24 protein-coding genes are annotated in these 20398 nt (G+C 63.5%); 9 read left to right on the top strand and 15 right to left on the bottom strand.

The features are described 5' to 3' along the window. Positions 1-583 (bottom strand): DUF177 domain-containing protein (locus tag JXA24_01620; protein ID MBN1282457.1); only part of this gene is annotated, 583 nt, incomplete at its 3' end. Positions 584-595: 12 nt separating this feature from the next. Next, positions 596-1015, bottom strand: a complete 420-nt coding sequence (locus tag JXA24_01615) for an aspartate 1-decarboxylase (protein ID MBN1282456.1) — start codon at positions 1013-1015, stop codon at positions 596-598. A gap of 166 nt (positions 1016-1181) precedes the next feature. On the opposite strand from JXA24_01615, the gene ilvC reads away from it, so the two are divergent. From ilvC to gltX, 3 genes are all read left to right on the top strand, one after another. Further along, positions 1182-2168 (top strand): ketol-acid reductoisomerase, encoded by a 987-nt coding sequence (gene ilvC, locus JXA24_01610; protein ID MBN1282455.1) that lies wholly within the window; start codon positions 1182-1184, stop codon positions 2166-2168. Beyond that, positions 2165-2968: an AmmeMemoRadiSam system protein B gene (gene amrB / locus JXA24_01605; GenBank protein MBN1282454.1), complete on the top strand. Its 804-nt coding sequence runs from the start codon at positions 2165-2167 to the stop codon at positions 2966-2968. Before ilvC ends, amrB begins: the two co-directional genes overlap by 4 nt. A gap of 63 nt (positions 2969-3031) precedes the next feature. Continuing rightward, positions 3032-4426, top strand: a complete 1395-nt coding sequence (gene gltX / locus JXA24_01600) for a glutamate--tRNA ligase (protein ID MBN1282453.1) — start codon at positions 3032-3034, stop codon at positions 4424-4426. Positions 4427-4441: 15 nt separating this feature from the next. On the opposite strand, the gene JXA24_01595 is transcribed toward gltX, so the two are convergent. From JXA24_01595 to JXA24_01585, 3 genes are all read right to left on the bottom strand, one after another. After that, positions 4442-4756: a hypothetical protein gene (locus tag JXA24_01595; GenBank protein ID MBN1282452.1), complete on the bottom strand. Its 315-nt coding sequence runs from the start codon at positions 4754-4756 to the stop codon at positions 4442-4444. Between the two features lie 85 nt (positions 4757-4841). Next, on the bottom strand, positions 4842-5210 hold the full coding sequence (locus JXA24_01590) for a type II secretion system protein (GenBank protein ID MBN1282451.1): 369 nt from the start codon (positions 5208-5210) through the stop codon (positions 4842-4844). Between the two features lie 15 nt (positions 5211-5225). Beyond that, positions 5226-5594 carry a hypothetical protein gene (locus tag JXA24_01585; GenBank protein MBN1282450.1) on the bottom strand — a complete coding sequence of 123 codons (369 nt, stop codon included), beginning with the start codon at positions 5592-5594 and terminating at the stop codon, positions 5226-5228. A gap of 175 nt (positions 5595-5769) precedes the next feature. Here JXA24_01585 and JXA24_01580 point away from each other — a divergent pair, with 175 nt between their 5' ends. From JXA24_01580 to JXA24_01555, 6 genes are all read left to right on the top strand, one after another. Next, complete coding sequence (locus JXA24_01580; GenBank protein ID MBN1282449.1) at positions 5770-6828, top strand: PilT/PilU family type 4a pilus ATPase; 1059 nt, start codon at positions 5770-5772, stop codon at positions 6826-6828. Between the two features lie 101 nt (positions 6829-6929). Continuing rightward, the gene (locus tag JXA24_01575; GenBank protein ID MBN1282448.1) at positions 6930-7673 is read left to right on the top strand and encodes a YebC/PmpR family DNA-binding transcriptional regulator; all 744 of its coding nucleotides are present in this window, start codon (positions 6930-6932) and stop codon (positions 7671-7673) included. 32 nt (positions 7674-7705) lie between these two features. Further along, positions 7706-8203 (top strand): crossover junction endodeoxyribonuclease RuvC, encoded by a 498-nt coding sequence (ruvC, locus tag JXA24_01570; GenBank protein MBN1282447.1) that lies wholly within the window; start codon positions 7706-7708, stop codon positions 8201-8203. After that, positions 8200-8790 carry a Holliday junction branch migration protein RuvA gene (gene ruvA, locus JXA24_01565; protein ID MBN1282446.1) on the top strand — a complete coding sequence of 197 codons (591 nt, stop codon included), beginning with the start codon at positions 8200-8202 and terminating at the stop codon, positions 8788-8790. The genes ruvC and ruvA overlap by 4 nt, the downstream gene beginning before the upstream one ends. Further along, positions 8787-9821, top strand: coding sequence for a Holliday junction branch migration DNA helicase RuvB (ruvB, locus tag JXA24_01560; GenBank protein MBN1282445.1), 1035 nt, complete (start codon positions 8787-8789; stop codon positions 9819-9821). The genes ruvA and ruvB overlap by 4 nt, the downstream gene beginning before the upstream one ends. Beyond that, positions 9818-10165 (top strand): septum formation initiator family protein, encoded by a 348-nt coding sequence (locus JXA24_01555; GenBank protein ID MBN1282444.1) that lies wholly within the window; start codon positions 9818-9820, stop codon positions 10163-10165. Before ruvB ends, JXA24_01555 begins: the two co-directional genes overlap by 4 nt. Here JXA24_01555 and gspN read toward each other — a convergent pair. From gspN to gspE, 10 genes are all read right to left on the bottom strand, one after another. Continuing rightward, the gene (gspN, locus tag JXA24_01550; GenBank protein ID MBN1282443.1) at positions 10149-11060 is read right to left on the bottom strand and encodes a type II secretion system protein GspN; all 912 of its coding nucleotides are present in this window, start codon (positions 11058-11060) and stop codon (positions 10149-10151) included. The two genes, JXA24_01555 and gspN, sit on opposite strands and share 17 nt — an antisense overlap. Next, a complete protein-coding gene (locus JXA24_01545; protein ID MBN1282442.1) occupies positions 11060-11662 on the bottom strand; it encodes a hypothetical protein in 603 nt (200 codons plus the stop codon). The genes gspN and JXA24_01545 overlap by 1 nt, the downstream gene beginning before the upstream one ends. A 4-nt stretch (positions 11663-11666) precedes the next feature. Beyond that, positions 11667-13274, bottom strand: coding sequence for a pilus assembly protein PilM (gene pilM / locus JXA24_01540; GenBank protein ID MBN1282441.1), 1608 nt, complete (start codon positions 13272-13274; stop codon positions 11667-11669). A gap of 61 nt (positions 13275-13335) precedes the next feature. Continuing rightward, complete coding sequence (locus tag JXA24_01535) at positions 13336-14595, bottom strand: general secretion pathway protein GspK (protein ID MBN1282440.1); 1260 nt, start codon at positions 14593-14595, stop codon at positions 13336-13338. Positions 14596-14607: 12 nt separating this feature from the next. After that, positions 14608-15336, bottom strand: coding sequence for a prepilin-type N-terminal cleavage/methylation domain-containing protein (locus JXA24_01530; GenBank protein ID MBN1282439.1), 729 nt, complete (start codon positions 15334-15336; stop codon positions 14608-14610). A 10-nt stretch (positions 15337-15346) separates the two neighbouring features. Further along, the gene (locus tag JXA24_01525) at positions 15347-15826 is read right to left on the bottom strand and encodes a type II secretion system protein (protein MBN1282438.1); all 480 of its coding nucleotides are present in this window, start codon (positions 15824-15826) and stop codon (positions 15347-15349) included. Next, the gene (locus tag JXA24_01520; protein MBN1282437.1) at positions 15823-16518 is read right to left on the bottom strand and encodes a prepilin-type N-terminal cleavage/methylation domain-containing protein; all 696 of its coding nucleotides are present in this window, start codon (positions 16516-16518) and stop codon (positions 15823-15825) included. The genes JXA24_01525 and JXA24_01520 overlap by 4 nt, the downstream gene beginning before the upstream one ends. A 134-nt stretch (positions 16519-16652) precedes the next feature. Then, positions 16653-17102: a type II secretion system major pseudopilin GspG gene (gene gspG, locus JXA24_01515; GenBank protein ID MBN1282436.1), complete on the bottom strand. Its 450-nt coding sequence runs from the start codon at positions 17100-17102 to the stop codon at positions 16653-16655. A gap of 144 nt (positions 17103-17246) precedes the next feature. After that, a complete protein-coding gene (gene gspF, locus JXA24_01510) occupies positions 17247-18473 on the bottom strand; it encodes a type II secretion system inner membrane protein GspF (protein ID MBN1282435.1) in 1227 nt (408 codons plus the stop codon). A gap of 26 nt (positions 18474-18499) precedes the next feature. Further along, positions 18500-20197, bottom strand: a complete 1698-nt coding sequence (gspE, locus tag JXA24_01505) for a type II secretion system ATPase GspE (GenBank protein MBN1282434.1) — start codon at positions 20195-20197, stop codon at positions 18500-18502. Positions 20198-20398: the final 201 nt, after the last annotated feature.

The raw sequence follows: 20398 nt of genomic DNA, 5'->3' as shown, positions 1-20398 counted from the left end.
CCTTAACCTTAACCTTAGCCTCAACCTTCTTTCCCTCAACCCTGAGTCCCTTCAGCGCCTCGAAGCTGCCCTTGTGCCCCTCCGGCGGGCAGCCGCACGGGCCGTCGTTGAGGTTCTTGCCGCAGCGCTGGCAGAGTCCGCGGCAATCCTCGCTGCAGAGGTGCCGCATGGGCTGGGCGAGCGCCAGCTGCTCCCTCACCACCTCGCCCAGATCGAACCTGTCGCCCTCGTAAAATGAGAACTCCATGTCCTCGGCGACCAGCTCGACCTCCATCTCCTTCTCGAGCCTGCGCTGCCTCTCGCTCTCGTAGAGCGGGGCGAGCACCTCGTGTATGTGGACGCTGCGTGCGTCGTCGTACTGCGCCAGGCAGCGGTCGCAGGAAGGATGCGAGACGGTGTCGATCTCCCCGTCCACGTTCACGTTGCCGTCGACCCTGCTTATGTGCAGCTTGAGCCTCGCGCCGCACCCGGCGTCGCACGCATCCCCCAGGGACTCCTTCAACGCCTGTGCGAGCCAGGGGTCGTTCGCCGTGGCCGAGATATCGAGCCCCTCATCGGGTATGTCGTCTATGAGGATCTCCATCGGGCCCCGTCCCTAACACATCTCCGCGCCGCTGCCGGCGTCGGCCGGCGACGCCGGCTGCTCGCCCGCGCCCGAGAAGACTATCCTGCTGATGCGGTTTTTCCCGTCCACGAAGACCTTGCGCGCCGTGAAGCCCGTGAGCTCCGACTCGTCGTAACGGGCGAAGCTGCCCACGATCACCCTGTCGCCCGTGGTCACGAGGTGGGCCGCCGCGCCGTTTATCGCGACGATGCCGGAGCCGCGCTCCCCGGGGATGGCGTATGTCGTGAGCCTTGCGCCGTTGGTGATGTCCCAGACCTCGACCTGCTCATACTCGACGAGGTCCGCCGCCTCCATGAGGTCGAGATCCAGGGTGATCGACCCCTCGTAGTCCACGTTGGCGTCGGTCACCGAGGCGCGGTGTATCTTTGATTTGAGCATCTGCCTCTGCATGGCGGGCGACCCTATAACGACAGGCAAGTCACTGTCAAGCCAAGGATTAGCCTTAACTACTTAAAGTCGTTAGTGAAATCGACATCATAACCCTTTGATTTTACGAAGGGGGGTAGAGACCTCAGCCCTTGCCTTTTTGAGGGCAGGGTGTTAGGTGCGGCCGGATATGACAGTGGATTCCCAAGGGAAAAGGCCCCCGGGCAGGACCGTGATATTCGGCTTCGGCTCACAGGGCAAGGCGCAGTCGCAAAACCTCCGCGACAGCGGCGTCGAGGTCATGGTCTCCCTGAGGAGGGACAGCCCCCGCGCCGTGCAGGTGAGAGAGTCCTCCCTCGACCTGATAGAAGACCCGGCGGAGGCGGCGGCGAAGGCCGATACCGCGGTCCTGCTCATCCCCGACTCGGAGCAGCCGGCGTTCTACAGGGAGGTTCTGGAGCGGAGACTCCCGCGGAACGCGGCCCTGGTCTTCGCGCACGGATTTGCCGTGCACTATCGCCGCATCGTCCCCAGGCCCGACCTCGACGTAATACTCGCAGCGCCGCTCGCCCACGGCGAAGCGGTGAGGAGGGAGTTCTGCGAGCTCGGGGCGGTCCCGTGCGTTTTGGCAGTGGCGCAGGACGCGAGCGGGAGGGCGAAGGATCGAGCGAGGGGATACGCCCGCGCCGCGTTCGGCAGGGGGCAGGTCATAGAGTCCACCTTCGCGGAGGAGGTCGAGACCGACCTCTTCGCCGAGCAGGCGGTCCTCTGCGGCGGGATGCCGGAGCTGGCGAGGGCCGCGTTCGACACGCTCTGCGACGCCGGCTACAACGAATCGATAGCGTACGCGAGCTGCATGAGGGAGCTGCGCGCCATAGTCGAGCTGATGTGCAGAGATGCGATCGCGGGGATGCTCGGGAAAGTGAGCGCGACCGCCGCCTACGGGGCTGCGACCCGCGGGCCGAGGATCATAAACGAATCGGTCCGCAGGAAGCTCGGGGTGATCCTCGCGGAGATTCGATCCGGCTCCTTCGCGAAGGAGCTGTGCTCCGAGGCCGAGTCGGGGTTTGCAAGGCTCAGGCAGGAACTCGCCGAGCGGGCGGGCCACAGGATAGAGGAGGTCCACAGGGGCTTTTGCATCGGCGCCCCGGGGCCGGGGAAAAAGGGGAGCAGATGAAGAGAGAGCCGGCGGTGGCAGGTCAGTTCTATCCCGGAACCAGGTCGTCGCTCGAGGCGGAGCTCGCACGATACCTCAAGTCGGAGGCGAAGCCGAAGAAGGCACTGGGCGCGGTGGCGCCGCACGCGGGCTACGTGTACTCGGGCGCGGTGGCGGGCAAGGTCTTCGCCGGCGTCGTGGTCCCCGAAAGGTGCATAGTGCTCTGCCCCAACCACACCGGCCAGGGCGCGCGAGCGGCGGTCTGGGCGCGAGGCAGCTGGTCCATCCCCACGGGAGATATCCCGGTGGACGAGAAGCTGGCGCAGGCGCTGCTCGAGTCGTGCAGCGACCTGAAGGAGGACCCGACCGCACACCTGGGCGAGCACTCCCTCGAGGTCGAGCTGCCCTTTCTGCTGGCCAGGCAGCCTGCGCTCTCCATAGTGCCCATCTGCATCTCCAGAGCCGATCCGGCGGCGCTCTCCCGAATCGGCGAGGCGATCGCGAAGGCGATACGGGCCGCGGGCGGGGACATACTCATCGTCGCGAGCACCGACATGAACCACTACGAGAGCGACGCGCGCACCCGCGAGAAGGACAACCTGGCCATAGAGAAGGTGCTCAAGCTCGACGCCGAGGGCCTGGTGGACACCTGCGCGCACCACAGGATATCGATGTGCGGGGTGCTGCCGACCGCGATCCTCATCCACGCCTGCCGCGCCCTTGGAGCGAAGAGAGCGGAGCTCGTCGCGCACGCCACCTCGGGCGACGTCTCGGGAGACAGGGGTTCAGTGGTGGGATACGCGGGATTCATAGTCGATTGAGGAGTCCACGGCGCATGCCGCGTTCAAGGAGCGGTCGCAACACATACTTCGAGGGACAACCCGATGAAACCCAGAGTGAGATTCGCACCTTCCCCCACCGGCGCCCTGCACATAGGGGGCGCCCGCACCGCGCTGTTCAACTGGCTCTTCGCCAGGCACACCGGCGGCACGTTCCTGCTCCGGATCGAGGACACCGACGTCGAGCGCTCCACGAAGGAGTTCGAGCAGTCGATACTCGACGGGTTGAGGTGGCTCGGCATGGACTGGGACGGGGAGCTCGTGTACCAGTCGCAGCGCATGGAGCTCTACAGGGAGCATGTGCAGAGGCTGCTCGACGAGGGCAAGGCCTACAGGTGCACGTGCTCTCCGGAGGAGCTGGAGGCGAAGCGCCAGCAGGCCATGGCCGAGGGCAGAAAGCCCAAGTACGACGGCACATGCAGGAACGGGCCGGCGCACCCGGGCAGGCCGGCGGCGGTCAGGTTCAGGTCGCCCGAGCAGGGGTCCACCTCGTTCCACGACATCTGCAGGGGCACCATCACCTTCGAGAACTCGGAGCTCGACGACCTCATAATAAGCCGCAGCGACGGCACCCCTACGTACAACTTCACGGTCGTGGTGGACGACGTGACCATGCGCATGACCCACATCATCCGCGGCGACGACCACATCAACAACACCCCGAGGCAGGTGCTGCTCTACCAGGCGCTCGACTACCCGATCCCGGAATTCGCCCACCTGCCCATGATCCACGGGCCGGACAGGAAGAAGCTCTCGAAGCGCCACGGTGCGACCTCGGTCATCGAGTACCAGTCCATGGGCTATCTCCCGGACGCGATGGTCAACTACCTCGCGCGGCTGGGGTGGTCGTGCGGGGACCAGGAGATTTTCACGCGCGACGAGCTGATCGAGAAGTTCGACCTCGTGAGCGTGGGGTCGTCGCCCTCAATCTTCGACATGGAGAAGCTGGGCTGGGTCAACTCGCAGCACATGGCCAGGCAGAGCGACGAACGCATAGCAGACATGACGGCGCCGTTTCTCGAGGGCATGGGCCTTTCGATGAAAGACCGCGGCTATTCGGAGCGCGCCCTCGCCTCGGAGCGGGAGAAGGCGAAGACGCTCAAGGAGCTGGCCGAACTCTCGGCCTTCTATTTCCGGGAATCGGTGGAGATAGATCCCAAGGCGGGCGGAAAATGGCTTGCGGGCGAGAGCGGAGCGCGGCTCAGGAGGATGCGATCGGAGCTCGCCGGCCTCGACGACTGGAGCGAGGGCCGGCTCGCGGCCCTCTTCGAGAGGATGCTCGCCGAGCTGGGCTGCAAGATGCTGGATCTCGCGCAGCCGATCAGGGTCTCGCTCACCGGCTCGACCGCGAGCCCCGGGATATACCTCGTCCTGTCGATCCTGGGCAGGGAGCGCTCGCTGGCGCGCATCGACGCGGCGCTGGCCGCGCACCCCGCATGAGCGATCAATTCGGCATCAGTAGACTTTGAGGGCGATCACCCGCATCCCGTGGGAGGTGACGGAGGCGTCGAACCCCACGGTCGTGCCGGGCTTGAGGTATCTCGGGTCCCCTGCGACAGCCCCCTGGGCGATATTGAATGGGAGGAGGTCCCCCTTCGGGGTCCTCAAGGTCCCCTCGCCCTGGAGTGAATGATAGGAGACGACCGTCGCCTTGGCGAAGAGGTCGTTCTCGTCCACCATAGCCTGGTGAACGGCCGGCTCGTCGCCCTCCCCGGGCAGCGGCAGCCAGTTGGCCGGCCTCTCCTTAACTCTTTGCGCCTGCAGTGTCATCCGTTCCCCTCTCAGCGCATTTCAGGGGGTGCACTTTACCCGTTCGGAGCCCCTCTGGAAACAAAAAAAGGATTTCCGACCGATCCTACCGGTCTTTTATGAACTCGCCGGTCCTCGAGTCGTAGCGATAGCTCTTGCCGGTCTGCCGGTGCGTATAGGTGTCGCCCTCCGCGGTCCAGCTCCCGTCGCTCACCGGGGCGTCGAGCACGTTGCCGAAGCAGCAGCTGCCCGCGGCGTCGAGCGAACTCGGGGGCTCTCCGCTGCCGCCGCTCATGAGGTCCCTGGCCCGCGCGAGGGAGATCCCGGCACGGACCGCCTGGGCCTCCGCCTCGCGAATCGCCTCCCTGGAATCGCCCGAGAGGGCGATAAACCCCGGCAGTGCGTAGACCGCTATGATCCCGACGATCGCGATCAGAAGTGTCAGTTCGATGAGAGTGAAACCGTGCCTATTCATGGGGCCTCCTCCGAGTCACCATCTTTCGTATCCGGGGGTGGAGCTAAAGACCCAGCCGCTCTCCCTTCTGTACAGATAGGGGTTGCCGAAAGGGTCCACAAGCCCTCCATCCTCCAGCATCCCCTGCGGATGCAGAAACGGCCTCTGCTCCCCGCCGGTCTCGTATCCAGAGCGGAAAAGATCGGCCAGCGCATCAGGGGTCGCCCCCCTGACCGCGATGTAAGCCAGCACCGAGGAGCGAATAGCGGACAGCTCGCTCGCGAGCACCCTGCCCTTCTCGAAGTCGGCGCGGGCCGCATAGAAGCTGATCGAGATGGCGAGAGATGCCGCCACCGCGGCCGCCACCGCGAAGACCTCGAACGGAGACCTCCTCAACCTCTTCATGCCGACCTCGTCGCCGGCGCCTTTCGCGCCGCACCCGATCACTATTAGCAGCCCGATCGATCCAGGTCAACGCGCCAGAGGATTCGTACCGTCCGAGAACCTTTGGCTTGATCGTCGCCCGTTCTTCAGATATCCATGCATATCGGAACAACAACAGACCAGAACGGGGGACAAGATGGCTCTTCAGCTCAAAGACCTGCTGGGCAAGGCGATCGCCGACAACGCGAGCGACCTGCACATCAACGCGGGGGCGCCGCCCCACATGAGGATAGACGGATCCCTTCTGCCGGCCTCGGAGGAGCGCCTCTGCGCCGAGGATGCCAGGGAGCTCTGCTACCAGTGCCTCAACCAGGAGCAGGTCATGAAGCTGGACTCGCAGCGCACCATCGACCTCTCGTTCAGCGTGGGGGAGATCTCAAGGGTCCGGGCCAACCTCTACTGCTCCCTCGACGCGGTCGCCGGCGCCTTCCGATTGATACCGTTTGAGATCCCTGAGCCCTCTGAACTGGGGATCCCCGACTGCATGCTCAAGACGACCGAGAAGGCGCAGGGGCTTGTGTTCGTCGCCGGCGTGAGCGGCTGCGGCAAGTCCACGAGCCTCGCCGCGATGATCGAGAAGATAAACCGCGAGCGCCGCGCCCACATCATCACCATCGAGGACCCCATCGAGTACATCTACACGCAGAAGAACTGCATAATAAACCAGCGCGAGGTGGGGCAGGACACCCCCGCCTTCCATAGCGCCTTGAAGTGCGCCCTGCGGGAGGACCCCGACGTGGTGCTCGTCGGCGAGATGCGGGACCTGGAAACCGTGCAGGGCGCGATGACGCTGGCCGAGACCGGCCACCTGGTCTTTGCGACCCTGCACACCGGCAGCGCGGTGCAGACCGTGGACCGCGTCATCGATGTCTTCCCTTCCCACCAGCAGCCTCAGGCGAGGGCCCAGCTCTCCTCGATACTGGAGGGGGTCTTCTGCCAGCAGCTCATCCCCCGCATCGGCGGGGGGAGGGCCCTGGCCGTGGAGGCGCTGCTGCCCGACTCCGGCACCCGCAACATGATCAGCGAGGGCAAGACCCGCCAGATCACCGCCGAGATGAGGACGGGCCGGCGGGGGGCCGAGATGTTCACCATGGACCAGTCCATAGCGGGGCTCGTCAAAAGAGGGGTCATCGAACAGAAGGAGGCCAGGCGCCGATCGATCAGCCCGACCGACTTCGACGCAGCGCTGCGCTGAGCCGCTGCGGCGCGGTTTTCGGGCGATTTGGGCCCTTTACAACCGTTTCAGCTTTCTGCTAGTGTCTGCCCGGTCAAACCAAACACCAAGGAGCGGGATGCATGTCAGGTCACAATAAATGGTCCACCATCAAGCACAAAAAGGGGGCCGCAGATGCCAAACGGGGAAAGCTTTTCTCGAAACTCATCAAGGAGATCACTATTGCCGCACGGCTCGGGGGCGGTGATCCGGATGGCAACCCCAGGCTTCGCACCGTTCTCGACAAGGCGCGCCAGGCCAATATGCCCAATGACAACGTCGCCCGCGCAATCAAAAAAGGCACCGGGGATCTCGAAGGATTCACATACGAGGAGATAACCTTCGAGGGCTACGGGCCCAGCGGCGTGGCGATGCTGGTCGAGACCACGACGGACAACCGCAACCGCACGGTAGCGGAGATGAGGCACCTCTTCGCAAAGATGGGCGGCAACCTCGGCGAAGCGGGCTGCGTGGCCTGGATGTTCACTAAGCACGGCGTCATCACCTTCGACAAGTCGGTGGGGGAGGAGAATCTGATGGACGTCGCCCTCGAGGCAGGGGCGGAGGACATAAAGGACGAGGAGGACATCCTCACCGTCACCACGGACCCGGGCTCATTCGAGTCGGTCAAGAAGGCCTGCGAAGACGCGGGCCTCAAGTACATCGAGGCGAACATCAGCATGGTCCCGCAGAACACCATCAAGCTCGACCGGAACGCGGCCGAGAAGATGCTCAAGCTCATGGACGCGCTCGAGGACCACGACGACGTCCAGAACGTGTACGCAAACTTCGACATCGACAGCAAAACGATGGAAGAATTGGCTTAGTCACCAGTCACCAGTCATCAGTCACGGTTTTTATGCGAGTCCTAGGCATCGATCCAGGGAGCAACGTCACCGGGTACGGCATCGTCGAGGGCCGGGGGATCTCGCTGACCCACATCGACAACGGCATAATAGCGCCAAAGGCCGATCTCCCTCTTCCGCAGAGGCTGCTCTGCATCCACTCGGAGCTCGTCTCGCTCATCGGAAGACACAGCCCTGACGCGGTGGCCATCGAGAACGTATTCGTCGCGAAGAACGTGCGCAGCTCGCTCATGCTGGGGCATGCCCGCGGCGTGGCCATGCTGGCCGCATGCCAGGCGGGGCTCGACGCGGCCGAATACACACCTTCGCAGGTCAAGGGCGCGGTCACAGGCTCCGGCAGGGCGGACAAGGGGCAGGTCCAGCGCATGGTCCGCGCGCTGCTCGGGCTCCCCGAGGTGGCGGCCGAGGACGCGTCGGACGCCCTTGCGGTGGCGATGTGCCATTTGAACTCGGCGGGCCTTGCGGAGAGGATAGCGAGGGCTAAGGGATGATAGTCCAGCTCAGCGGCACCCTCACATCAAAGGAGCCGGGCCACTGCGTCATCGACGTGGGGGGCGTGGGGTACGGCCTGTGCATCTCGCTCACATCGCTCGGCCAGCTGCCCGAAGCGGGCCAGAAGGCCAGCGTCGCGGTGCACACCTACGTCCGCGAGGACCAGCTCTCTCTCTACGGGTTCACGACGGAGGAGGAGCGCACCATCTTCAGGAAGCTCATCAGCATCTCCGGCATCGGCCCCAAGATCGCCCTGGCGGTCCTCTCGGGGCTGACGCCCGAAGGCATCGTGGCGGCGGTCGGAACCCGCGACCACGCGAGGCTCGCGACCATACCGGGCATCGGGAAGAAGACCGCGGAGCGCATGGTGGTGGAGCTGGGCGACATGTTCGCGCGCGAGATGAGATCGAGGCCGCAGCACGGCGCGGCGGGTCCGGCGGTCTTCGCCGACGCGCTCTCTGCGCTCACGAACCTGGGTTACCAGAGGGCGCACGCTGAAAACGCCTTGAAGAAGGCTGCCGTTTCGGAGGAGATGAAGGTCGAGGATGCCATAAAGGCCGCCCTGAGGGAGCTCTGCAAAGCATGAGCGCCGATAGAAACGACGCACTCGCACCCATCCAGCTGGCCGACGAAAGCACGGTCGAGGCGGGGCTTCGGCCCCGGACGCTCGCCGAATACGTGGGGCAGGAGCGCGTCAAGGAGCGCATCGAGCTCTTCATCGAGGCGGCGCGCGCCCGCGGCGACGCCCTCGACCACGTGCTCTTCTCGGGCCCCCCCGGCCTGGGCAAGACCACGCTCGCCAACATCATCGCCAAAGAGCTCGGCGTCGAGATCACATCCACCTCGGGCCCCGTGATCGAGAAGCCGGGGGACCTCGCCGCCATCCTCACCAACCTCAAGGAACGCTCGGTCCTGTTCATCGACGAGATCCACCGCCTGAGCAGCGTGGTCGAGGAGATACTCTACCCCGCCATGGAGGACTTCAATCTCGACATACTCATCGGGCAGGGGCCGTCGGCCAAGACCGTAAAGCTCGAGCTGCCGCACTTCACCCTCGTCGGGGCGACCACGCGGGCCGGCCTCCTCACCTCCCCGCTGCGCGACCGCTTCGGCGTCACGGCGAGGCTGGAGTTCTACCCTCCCGAGGACATCACGAAGATCGTGCTGCGCTCGGCGGGGATGATGTCGGTGACCATCGACCCGGAGGGGTCGATGGAGATCGCGCGGCGCTCGCGCGGGACTCCAAGGATCGCAAACCGGCTGCTCAGACGCGTTCGCGACTACGCGCAGGTCAGGGCGTCGGGCCACATCGACCGCAGGGTGGCCGATGACGCGCTGGCCATGCTCGAGGTGGACGAGAGGGGCTTCGACCACATGGACCGCACGATACTGCGCACCATAATAGAGAAGTTCTCCGGCGGGCCGGTCGGCATCGAGACGATCTCCTCGGCGATAAACGAGGAGAAGGACACCATCGAGGAGGTCTACGAGCCCTATCTCATACAGTGCGGCTACCTGAACCGCACGCCGAGGGGGAGGATGGCGACCCCGCTCGCTTACGAGCACCTGGGTCTGGCCGCGCCGGCGGCTGATCAGGGCAACTTCTTCGACAAATGAACCGCTCGATACCGGCAAAACTCCTCTCGCTCCTCTGGCTGGCCTCGCCGATCAGGCTCGCCGTCTCCCTGGCCGTGCTCGCCCTGTTCCTCTTTCTCGTGCTCGGCGACAAGGGGATCTACCAGTTCAGGCAGCTCATGGAGATGAAGCAGAGGCTCATGGCGGAGCGGTCGGGACTCAACGAGGAGATAGACCGGCTGACGCGGCAGAAGGCGCTGCTGGCCGATCCCAAGAACCTGGAGCCGACAATCAGGACAGAGCTGGGCTACATAAAACCGGGTGAGATACTCTTCGAGGAGAAGCCGGCGGAGGAGGCCGGGGAAAAGGCTACAGGGGCACGGTGAAGGTGCCTATCTTGATCGAGGGGCGGCCGAGCTTCCCGGTGATCGACAGGGGATAGCTGCCGTCCTCCTGTTTCTGAGAATTCACGATGAACAGAAATGGCAGCGCCTCGCCGAGCTTGTCCGACGCGGTGAAGCCGCCCTTCAGGTTGAGCCTGTAGTTGTCCACCGCAGCGGCGAGAAAGACCTTGCCCTTCAGATCTATCCCCAGGTCCCCGCCTGAGAAGGTGAACTGCTCAAGCGTCGCGGCCCCCTTCCCCACCGAAATCCTGATGCGCGAATCCTTGCCCTTTGCCAGGACCAGCTCCGGCACGTCGAGCGAGATGTCGCCCAGATTGAGGCTCGATTGAGCGATCCTTATGTCCCTGAGGGCCATGGTTATCTCGCCGGTGCTCCTGACCGGCTGCTGCCGGTTTAGCTCGAGCCGCGCCTCGCCGCTGATCCTGCTCGGGATGGTGAGCCCGGTGCGCTCTTTTATGAGGGGTATGGAAGACAGGTCCAGATCGTCCACCTCGATCTCGAGAGACGTGGTCTCGTCGCCTATCTTCGCATAGCCGTAGACAGAGCCCTTGGGCATCCTGACGTCGAACGTCACCCTCCTGCTCCCGAAGATGAGCGGGACGAGGGCGGCGCGCGCTGTGGCGCGTTTGACCTTGATGAGCGGCACGAGTCCCGACGGCCCCGGCCCCTCGACCGAAAGGCCCTCCACCTCCACCCCTGTGATCCAGTACGGCTCGAGGCTTTTGGCCGAGACCTGCACCCCCCCGCCGATCTGCTGCTCGATCTCGCCGAGGATGCGATCCCTCAGCGCGTTGTAGGGAAAGACCCAGTAGAGGAACAGTGCGTACGAGAGGGCAAAGGCCGCGAGGTACGCCATGTACTTGAATATCCTGGGCATCAGAGACCTTCCGTGGCTCCCTCCAGGAGCCTGTACGTGGAGACCGTCATAGACGCGTCCATCTCCTGCTTGTTGTCGTACCTGGGCTTCATGCTCAGCGTCTTGAGCCTCAGCACCTTGTCGGGGTCGTTCTCGATGTCGAAGATGAAATTGATGAGAGGCTCCAGCGAGACGCGCTTTATGCTCACATCCACCGCCTGCTCCTCGAACACGTCGGAGGGGGGCGTCGACTTGGCCTTGAGCGAATCGATCTTCTCCTTCATCCCGTGCTTCTCGGCGAGAGACTCGATCGTGGTGGAGAGCGAGGTGTCGAACCCCCCGGATAGCGCCTGCTGGAGGCCGGAGAGGGACGCCCTCTTGGCGTTGTAGGAGTCGATGCTTCGCATCACCTCCCTGAACTGCTTCTTCCCCTGCTCCACCTCCCTCTCGATCCTGCCTATCCTGCTCGAGGCCACCGTCACCGGCAGGACTATGACCAGGAGCAGGGCCAGCACGGCGCCTACGAGCGCGAACGTCTGCTCCCTCGGGCCCATGGCGAAGTAAGCCCTGTAGACGCTCTCGATCTTGAGCTGCTTGAGATCTATGGATCCGAGCTTCAGCACCCCCTCACTCCCCCTTCCTCGCGACATCCATCGACATGGTGAACTTGACCTCGCCCTTGACGCCCTTTCGAACGTTGCCCGAGGTGACGTTGATGAAAAAACCCGATTTCTCCAGCGCCTGCCTCACGGTGTCGACTGTCTTGAAGTCGGAGACAACCCCCTCCATCGTCACACGGTCCGCGGAGATGTTGAGGTCGACGACCTCGACCGAGAGATCCTCCCGCGGGGGCATCAAGAGCGAAAGTTCCTTGAGGACGTCCAGCGGCGAGGCGGCCACGAGGTTCGAGAGCTCCTCCATCCGAAGGTCGACCTCCTGCTCCCTGCCCTTCACCAGCGCGATGGCTGCGGTGGGGGTCCTCGCGCGCGCCGCCGCTGCGCCCGGCACCGCCTGGCGGACCAGCGCCACCACGTCGCTGCCCATCCTGTCCAGCTGGCGCTTCACCGAATAGTATTTGGCGGTGAAATTGATGAGAGCGAGGAAGACGATGATGCCCGCGATGAACCCGATCTTCCTGATGTTGCCGCCGAACTGCTCCACGTCGCCCTTGAACGCCAGATCGCCCTGGCGGAGGTTGATGTCCGCGCCGGTCCCGGCTGCGGCCCTCAGCGAAAGCGCCAGCGCCTGCGGGATCACGTGCCTGTGTGCCTCAGCCCGGTCCAGGCGGCTGAAGTGGAACTCGCTGCAGCTCAGAAACGCGACGTTGAGCTTGAGCGCGTCGGAGAGATATCGGTCCAGGCCGGGGAGACGCGAGGTGCCGCCGCAGAGATATATCCCCTCGACCGGGACCCCCTCGGTCTCGTGGTAGGTGAAGAGGGTCTGCCGCAGGTGAAGCATTATCTCCTGCATGACCTGGACGATGGCCTCGGAGACGCCGCGGGATATCTCGTCGACCACCTCCTCCCCCGCCAGGGGCAGATGGCCCATCTCGATCTTGAGCCTCTCCGCCTCCTCGTACGGGACCGACAGCCTCTCGGATATGGCGGCGGTGACCGCCTTGCCGGCGATGGAGATCGCCCTCACATACCCGAGCCCCTTCCCCCTCCCTATGGTGACGGTGGTCTTGGTGTGCCCCATGTCGATTATGGCGTACGCGCCCTCGGGCGGCACCATGCCGAGGTTCACGAGCCCGATGTAGTCCACCCCGTCCACGCTCACGTATCGCGGGTCGACGTCCACGGTCGAGAGCATGGTCAAAAGCTTCACCAGCTCCCCCTTCTGGACGTAGACCGCCATGACCCGCGAGGCGTCCTTGCTCTGCCAGGCGGTGGTGTAGTCGAGGACTATCTGGTCCATCTCGAAGGGGATGAACGACTCGATCTCGAAGTGGACGGTCTGATCGATCTTCTTGGAGCTCGAAAACGGAAAGGTGAGGAGCCTGGAGGTCACCTTCTGCGAGGGGAACCCGATCGAGGCCACGTCCCAGTGGAGGCCGTAGTCGTCGATCATCCCCTGGAGGGCGATAGCGGTGGATTCCTCGGGGCTCAAAAGCTCGTTGTACTGTATGCGGCGCTCGTAGAACTCCGTGAAGGCGAACGAGCGGAAGCTCCGCTCGATCACGGCGACCTTCACCGCGTAGCTACCCAAGTCTATGCCTATGATCCTGTGTGGCATGTAATCTCACCCGGTGCGCTTTCCATTAATAACACATGCCGGCTCCCCAAGAAAACCACAATCAGTACACCCGCCAATAGAGGAGCCTCCACTTGGAGGGCTCACCCCCGGAGGTGTCCACGACGGCCTTGATCCTCACGGTGATCTCCCCCACCTGCCCGCCGAGCTTGAGCGAAAACACCTTGCTCTCGGTGCTCACGAAAGAAGCGAACGGCACCTGTACGGTCGCTCCTGTCTGCCCGCCGCTCAGCTCCCCGACCGCGGCGGCCATGGCGGTGTTCATCTCGTTCTTGAGATCGTCCCCCGATTTGCCGGAAGCGCAGGCTTCGGCTATTGCCGACAGGAGCCGCTCCATCTCGGCCGGGTCCTCCAGCCTCATCGGGGGGATCTCCGGGTTGGCGTCCAGGTACGCCCTTATGACCCCCTGCACCACCTCCTCGCTCGCCGTGCAGACGTTGACCCCGGCGCCCCCGTATATTGTGAAATAGTCCATCATCGGGCCGAACCAGTCGTCCACCACCCCGTCGATCAGATAGGCCTCCATCAGGGTGACGAGCTTTCCGTTTCTGATCTGGTAGGGCACCTGGGCGCTCTCATACCGCGATATCTCCGCACCGGCGCTCCGGCCCTCGAAATCGTCCGCCTGGGCGTCCGCATCGACCCAGTCCCCTATGCTGTTGACGACATCCAGGACCCTCACGCCCGCGCTCTCGAAGAGGAGGCCGAACCTGGGCTCCGACATGAACCTGTAGAGGAACTGCTTGTAGCGATCGAACGGGCTGGGGAGCCCGTCGGAAGACGACTCCTTGCTGAGGCCGAAGAAGCCGTTGAGGTCGATCTTGGTGCCCTCGTCCTCGCACTCGCCGTCGAAATCGCCGTCGAAGCTCAGAAACTCCTCCGCCTGCTTGCCCTGCGATATTGAGGCGTCCCTGCGCATCTCCTCTATGGCCTCGGAGGCCTCCCCTTCCTCCTCGCCGTCCATCCCCGGTATGGCGCCCTCGATGAACACCGCCCTGATGAGCCCGGTGGAGAGGGGGAACTGCTGGCAGAGCGGAAGCTGTGCGTTTGCGCCGAGGTACTGCCCGAGGTTCTGGCTCTTGACGACCTGCTGGAAGGTCTGGTTGAACTTGAGCTCCAGCCGCATGAAGTTGTAGGCCGATCTGGCGAGATAATAGGCCTTCAGCCGATCGGCCTCGTTCTGGACCAGGTTATAATATACGCTGGTGTTATAAGCGAATTCGACGCCAACCATCGTGAGGACGGTGATGGCGGAGAGCACGAGCATCAGCGCAACGCCTTTTCTGTTTCCGATCAGCCTCATCTGCGAGCCCCGTCACAAGTCTATGGTCCCCTCCGACAACGCAGGCATGCACGCCGTGGAGAGGGGGATGTTGCGGTCGCCGCCGTCAGGATCGGGGAAGACCACGCTGATCCTGACCGCGAGGGGGAGCTTCTCGCTCCAGTCGAGCTTGTCCGTGTTCCACTCCTTGCCCCATTCCTTTTTGCGGATATCGTAATATTCGACGTTGAACGAGAGCACCCCCTCGAGCAGACGGAAGGCGGTGCCCTGCACCTCGTCGGTGTCGTCGAGCCACGGCTGCTCGCGGCGCACCACGTTGTACCTGCCCGCGACCTCCTCGTCCGGCAACACCTCGTAGGCGATCTTGGTCTGATCGCTCTGCTTTGAGTTCTTCATCAGCCTCACGTGGGAGAGCGAGGTGAAGCGCATGGAGTCCTGCTCGCCCCTGTCCTCGCCTATGAAGAAGGTCTTGTATGGGGAGCGCGTGGCGGTCTCGCCGCCGCCTGCGGCCGCGGAGATCGTCGTGCGCTTCGTGAGAAAGGCCGCGGCCACGTCGTCGGAGATCTTGCGCATCGCGACCTGGGCCGCGTGAAAGACGTCGTCCCTCGCCTCTATGCGCTCCTTGGAACGGAAGCTCTGCGACGAGGAGGTCCATATCAGGGTCATGATCACGCCCATGAGCGCGACGGAGACCATGACCTCCAGGAGGGTGAATCCCAGGTTTCGTGACTCGTGACTCGTGACTCGTGACTGGCTGTACATATCCGTCCGATCACATTCTGACTATATGAGTTATAACGTCGAAGGTCTGCTCCTGGCCCATGTCCTGCCAATTCACCGTGAGCCTCAGCTCCCTCACCGTCTTCGCGATCTCCTTGGTGAGCTGCGCCGCCACCATGCTCTGGATGCTCCCCTCCTCGCCGGCGACCGGGGCCGGGAGCTCGACCTTTTTTATCTCCATGGTCCAGCTGTAGTCGCCGAAAGGATCCTCGAATGTTCCGCTCTCGCTGCGCTCGTCCGGGATCTCGTTCTTCTTGCCGGCCTCGATGAGAGATATCTCAATCTCGGTCATCCTCTGGCGGGCGAGCATCGTGGCGACGGCGAGCGCCTCCGCCCTGCCGCTCTTGATCATGGTGTTTCCCGAGAACATGAGCAGCGTGGTGAGGGCGGTCGCGAGGATCGCGACGGCGACCATCACCTCGAGGAGGGTGAACCCGGCGCGCGACCGCTGATCTCTGCGCCTCCGATTCATCTCGCCTCCATGCGGCGATACGCCGGCTCGATGCCCACCCTGCCGCTTATCGGGTTCGTCTCCAGGGAGTAGTTGGCCTCGTCCTTTTCGTCGCGCAGGTTTATCAGCGCGTACTCGACGTACCCGTTGGGGAAGAAGTGGATCACCGCCTGACCGCCGGACACGCCGGCAGGATTGTGCTCGACGAAGACGTCCTTGAAAAAGACGGAGCCCGGAAGCTTCGTGGGCTTGAGCAGATATGAATCCACCTTCGTGAAAACAGCCTCCCTGGGCTTTATCCTGTGGTCGCCCTCCCCTTCCTCATCGGACCCGCCTTCGGGCGCCGAAGGGCCGGCTTCGGCGGCCCCGGCACCGGCGTCTTTCGGCTTCGCCCCCGTCTCCTCGCCTGCCGAGACGACGAACGGGTCGGAGGTCGCCTCCACCCAGTACGCGCCTTCGTCGATGTCGATCACGAGCTTTATGTAGAGCCCCTCCGTCGCCGCCTTGTTGTACAGATAACGCATGGTGGAGGCGAGCTTGTTGGAGGCGGACTTCATGTCCCATTCAAGATATGAATCCATCCTGCTTATCACCACCCCCAGAATGAGCCCGATTATCGCAAGCGAGACCACTATCTCGAGCAGCGTGAACCCCCGGATCCAGCCGCTGCGGGCCCCCTTTGAAAACCCTTTACACCCGATTCTGCAGAACATGAGTTGAAAACCCCCGAAATCAAAACGGCCGCCCCGGCCTGTCAGTCAGACCCGGGCGGCCGAACGGCTGTGCCCTGATGCGGGGCCGTGGCCATGCCGGTCATGTCCGGACGCCATCGGCCTCCCTGTGCGGATCAGTCGGCTGCCTCGAAGGAGCTGATGTCGGCATCCACGCCGTCGCCGCCCTCCTGGCAGTCGCGTCCTAGGGAGTAAATCTCATAATCATGCCCCTGCAGCCCCGGGCTGTAATAGACATAGTCGCACCCGAAGGTGTCCTGCGGGATCTTGTTGCCCTTGAGATAGCCCTTCGCAGGATAGCGCTTGGGGATGCGGCCGATGGTGGGTTTTTCGATCAGCGCCTGGAGCCCCTGCTCGCTTGAAGGATAGAATCCGTTGTCGCGGCGGAACTGGTCGAGCGCCTCCTCGAAGCCCTTCATCTGGGTCTTAGCGGTCTCGACCTTGGCCTCGTCGAGCCTGTCCAGCACGTTGACCGTCACCACGGTCGCGATCAGGCCGAGGATCGTGATGACGACCATGATCTCGATCAGAGTCATACCTTTTGAGCCGGCCAGAAACCTCTTCATATCCCCCCCCTTTCAAAAAACCGTGACTCGTGACTCCCGGAAACGACAGCACAAACCGGGTCGCTAATTCGCAATCGACCTATTATCCAGAAACCCCCAAGAAAAGCAACCCCCTTGCCGTGCCCGCCGCAGGCGACTCCCCTTCTAACCCAGCTGGTTCAGCTGCATGATCGGCAAAAGTATCGAGAGGACGATGAAAGAGACCACGCCGGCCATCACCAGTATCATGATCGGCTCGAGCAGCGTGGTCAGGGTGGACAGGGTGTTGTCCACGTCCGCATCGTAGGCGTCCGCCACCCTTTCCAGCATGCGCTCAAGGTCCCCGGTCTTCTCGCCGATCGCGATCATGTGGGTGACCAGCGGCGGGAACTCGCCGCTCCGCTTGAGCGGATCGGCGATGGAGGCGCCCTCCCTCACGTTTTCCCGGGTCTGCTCTATCACGGAGCGAAGCCTGGTGTTCGTGATGATGTTCTTGACTATGTCCAGAGCCCCGAGCAGAGGCACCCCGCTGGCCAGCAGCGTGGCCAGCGTGCGGGAGAAGCGGGCCACTATCACCAGCCTGTTTATCCGACCGACGAGCGGCAGGGTGAGGAGCTTGCGGTCCCACCACTCGCGCCCCTTCGGAGTGCGCAGGTAGCGCCTGGCCGCGTAGATCGCGACCGGGATCACCAGGGCGAACAAGTACCAGTAGCTCGAGAGCGCGTTGCTCGCCCCCATCAGTATCCTGGTGGGGAGCGGCAGGGTCGCGTTGACGTCCTCGAATATCTTGGTGACCTTCGGCACCACGTAGGTGAGCAGCATCACCATGAGCCCCAGGCCCACGACGGACATGATGGCAGGATAGATCATCGCGCCTATGACCTTGCTCCTGAGCTTTCCCTGGCTCTCCATGAAGTCCGAGAGCCTCACACAGACTATGTCGAGGGCGCCGCTGCTCTCTCCGGCGTTTATCATGTTCGTGTACATGTCGCCGAAGACCTTGGGATGCGCCTTCATGGCGTCGGAGAGCTTGCTGCCCTCGGTCACCCTGTCGCGGACCTTGGTGAGGATGTTCTTGAGCTTGGGGTTCTCGATCTGGTCGAGCAGGGCGTTCAGGGCCTCGACGAGCTGTATGTTGGAGGCCAGAAGCGTGGAGAGCTGGCGCGTCATGAGGGCGACATCCTGCACCTTCACCCTCTGGAAGTACTTGCCCACGTCGATCTGCATCCCGAGCCCGACCTTCTGCCCCGACTCGCCTTCGATGTGCAGGGTGGTCGGGAACACCCCCATCTTCCTGAGCTTCTGGCGGGCGGCCCGCTCGTTCTCGCCGTCGACGTTCCCGGACGCGCGCTTGCCCTTCGCATCTATCCCTGAATACTCGAATACCGGCATATCTTCTTTCACCTTTCAGCTTGAATCTACTCGCTGTCCTCCTGCGTCACACGCAGGACCTCCTCGATCGTGGTGAGCCCCTGCATGACCTTCATGGCCGCGTCCTGCCTCAGCGTGCTCATCCCCTGCGCGACAGCGACCTTCTTTATGGTCGTGGCATCGGAACCCTTCATGAGCTCCGCCCTCACCGCGTCGGTGACCATGAGTATCTCGTGGATGCCGGCGCGGCCCGAGTATCCGGTCTCGAGGCATATCGGGCAGCCGACCGGCCTGTATATCTGCCTGTTCTTGAGGTCGGACTGGCTGATGCCGATCTGCGCGATCTCTGCATCTTCGGGCGTGTACTTGCGCGCGCAGTCGCGGCAGACGGTCCTGACCAGGCGCTGCGCGACGATTCCAAGGACCGATGAGGCGACGAGAAACGGCTCAACGCCCATGTCGACCAGCCTCGTGATCGAGCTGGGAGCGTCGTTGGTGTGAAGGGTGGACAGGACCAGGTGGCCGGTCAGCGAGGCCTGGATGGCGACCTCGGCGGTCTCCTTGTCGCGGACCTCGCCCACCATTATGATGTCGGGGTCCTGCCTGAGGAATGCCCGGAGTCCGGAGGCGAAGGTGAGCTCGATCTTGGGGTTGACCTGCATCTGGTTCACGCCGTGCAGCTGGTACTCGACCGGATCCTCGACCGTTATGATCTTAACCTCGTTCGTGTTTAGCTTGGAGAGCGCCGAATAGAGCGTGGTCGTCTTGCCCGAGCCGGTCGGCCCCGTGACCAGGATGATGCCGTTGTGGTGGTTGAGCAGGTCCTTGAACTTTTCGATGTTCCCGCGCGAGAAGCCCAGGGAATCGAGGTCGAGAAGGACCGAGGAGGCGTCCAGCAGCCTCATGACGACGCTCTCGCCGTGCGCGGTCGGGATCGTGGAGACGCGGATGTCTATGTCCTTGCCGGCGATCTTGATCCTTATCCTGCCGTCCTGGGGGATGCGCTTCTCCGCTATGTTGAGCTGGCTCATGACCTTCACGCGCGAGATGATCGCGTTCTGCGCCCGCTTCGGGGGGGTGAGCACGTCGTAGAGGATGCCGTTGATCCGGAAGCGGATCTTGAGCTCCCTCTCGAACGGCTCCACGTGGATGTCGCTGGCCTTCTGCTTGACCGCGCGGAAGAGAAGCGTGTTGACGAGCCTGATGATGGGCGCCTCGTCGTCGGCGTCGAGCAGGTCCACAGGCTCGTTGAAATCGTCGGCGATCTCGCCGCCCTCCTCCAGCTCGCCGATCGCCTCCTCCCCGCCGCCCGTTGCGCGGTTGTAGACGGCGTTGATCGCGTTGACTATCTCGTAGCTGGAGGCGATCACCGGCCTTATCTCCATGCCGTAGAACATCCTCAGGTCGTCGAGCGCGTAGAAGTTCGTGGGGTCGGCGATGGCGACCACCAGCGAGCCGGCCTCCTTGCGGAGCGGAAGTATCTCATTCTGCTTTGCGTAATTGATGGGAAGATTCGCTATCAGGTCGGGCGGTATGCTCTCGATCTCGATCTTGTTTTCGTACGGGAATCCCAGCTGTATCGAGAGCGCCTTGAGGACGTCCTCGGTCCGGAGGAACTTGAGCTGGACCAGCGCCTCGCCGAGCTTGATGCCGCGCTCGCGCTGGACCGCCAGCGCCTGCTCGAGCTGTTCCTCAGTCAGCGCGGTGGTCTCAAGGAGTATCGAACCGAGGCTTCTCTCTTCCATTGGATTCCCGTCAGGCCGATGGCGTCAGTAAGATTTGTCGACTCCGCCCTTGCGGTCGGCCGGCTTGTCAGCGGCCTGCGGCTGGGCCGGCGGCGCCTTCGAGCTCGCCATCGGGCCCTGGCTCGAGCTCACCGAAGGGACTGTGATCACCGGCGAAGGGGATGTCCCCGGCGCCGCCGCAGGGACCGGTGTTGCCGCAGG

The sequence above is a fragment of the Pseudomonadota bacterium genome, from assembly GCA_016927275.1.
In the GTDB taxonomy this organism is placed as follows: domain Bacteria; phylum UBA10199; class UBA10199; order 2-02-FULL-44-16; family JAAZCA01; genus JAFGMW01.
This window is presented reverse-complemented; position numbering and strand designations above follow the sequence as displayed.

Bases quoted from the DNA above. Each gene is read 5' to 3' on its own strand.
- ruvB (MBN1282445.1), top strand. From the start codon at position 8,787: ATGAGCGCCGATAGAAACGACGCACTCGCACCCATCCAGCTGGCCGAC.
- gspF (MBN1282435.1), bottom strand. From the start codon at position 18,473: ATGCCGGTATTCGAGTATTCAGGGATAGATGCGAAGGGCAAGCGCGCG.
- JXA24_01615 (MBN1282456.1), bottom strand. From the start codon at position 1,015: ATGCAGAGGCAGATGCTCAAATCAAAGATACACCGCGCCTCGGTGACC.
- JXA24_01535 (MBN1282440.1), bottom strand. From the start codon at position 14,595: ATGAGGCTGATCGGAAACAGAAAAGGCGTTGCGCTGATGCTCGTGCTC.
- JXA24_01525 (MBN1282438.1), bottom strand. From the start codon at position 15,826: ATGAATCGGAGGCGCAGAGATCAGCGGTCGCGCGCCGGGTTCACCCTC.
- ilvC (MBN1282455.1), top strand. From the start codon at position 1,182: ATGACAGTGGATTCCCAAGGGAAAAGGCCCCCGGGCAGGACCGTGATA.
- ruvA (MBN1282446.1), top strand. From the start codon at position 8,200: ATGATAGTCCAGCTCAGCGGCACCCTCACATCAAAGGAGCCGGGCCAC.
- gspN (MBN1282443.1), bottom strand. From the start codon at position 11,060: ATGCCCAGGATATTCAAGTACATGGCGTACCTCGCGGCCTTTGCCCTC.
- JXA24_01590 (MBN1282451.1), bottom strand. From the start codon at position 5,210: ATGAATAGGCACGGTTTCACTCTCATCGAACTGACACTTCTGATCGCG.
- amrB (MBN1282454.1), top strand. From the start codon at position 2,165: ATGAAGAGAGAGCCGGCGGTGGCAGGTCAGTTCTATCCCGGAACCAGG.
- gspE (MBN1282434.1), bottom strand. From the start codon at position 20,197: ATGGAAGAGAGAAGCCTCGGTTCGATACTCCTTGAGACCACCGCGCTG.
- JXA24_01575 (MBN1282448.1), top strand. From the start codon at position 6,930: ATGTCAGGTCACAATAAATGGTCCACCATCAAGCACAAAAAGGGGGCC.
- JXA24_01595 (MBN1282452.1), bottom strand. From the start codon at position 4,756: ATGACACTGCAGGCGCAAAGAGTTAAGGAGAGGCCGGCCAACTGGCTG.
- JXA24_01555 (MBN1282444.1), top strand. From the start codon at position 9,818: ATGAACCGCTCGATACCGGCAAAACTCCTCTCGCTCCTCTGGCTGGCC.
- JXA24_01585 (MBN1282450.1), bottom strand. From the start codon at position 5,594: ATGAAGAGGTTGAGGAGGTCTCCGTTCGAGGTCTTCGCGGTGGCGGCC.
- pilM (MBN1282441.1), bottom strand. From the start codon at position 13,274: ATGCCACACAGGATCATAGGCATAGACTTGGGTAGCTACGCGGTGAAG.
- JXA24_01580 (MBN1282449.1), top strand. From the start codon at position 5,770: ATGGCTCTTCAGCTCAAAGACCTGCTGGGCAAGGCGATCGCCGACAAC.
- gspG (MBN1282436.1), bottom strand. From the start codon at position 17,102: ATGAAGAGGTTTCTGGCCGGCTCAAAAGGTATGACTCTGATCGAGATC.
- JXA24_01520 (MBN1282437.1), bottom strand. From the start codon at position 16,518: ATGTTCTGCAGAATCGGGTGTAAAGGGTTTTCAAAGGGGGCCCGCAGC.
- JXA24_01530 (MBN1282439.1), bottom strand. From the start codon at position 15,336: ATGTACAGCCAGTCACGAGTCACGAGTCACGAGTCACGAAACCTGGGA.
- gltX (MBN1282453.1), top strand. From the start codon at position 3,032: ATGAAACCCAGAGTGAGATTCGCACCTTCCCCCACCGGCGCCCTGCAC.
- ruvC (MBN1282447.1), top strand. From the start codon at position 7,706: ATGCGAGTCCTAGGCATCGATCCAGGGAGCAACGTCACCGGGTACGGC.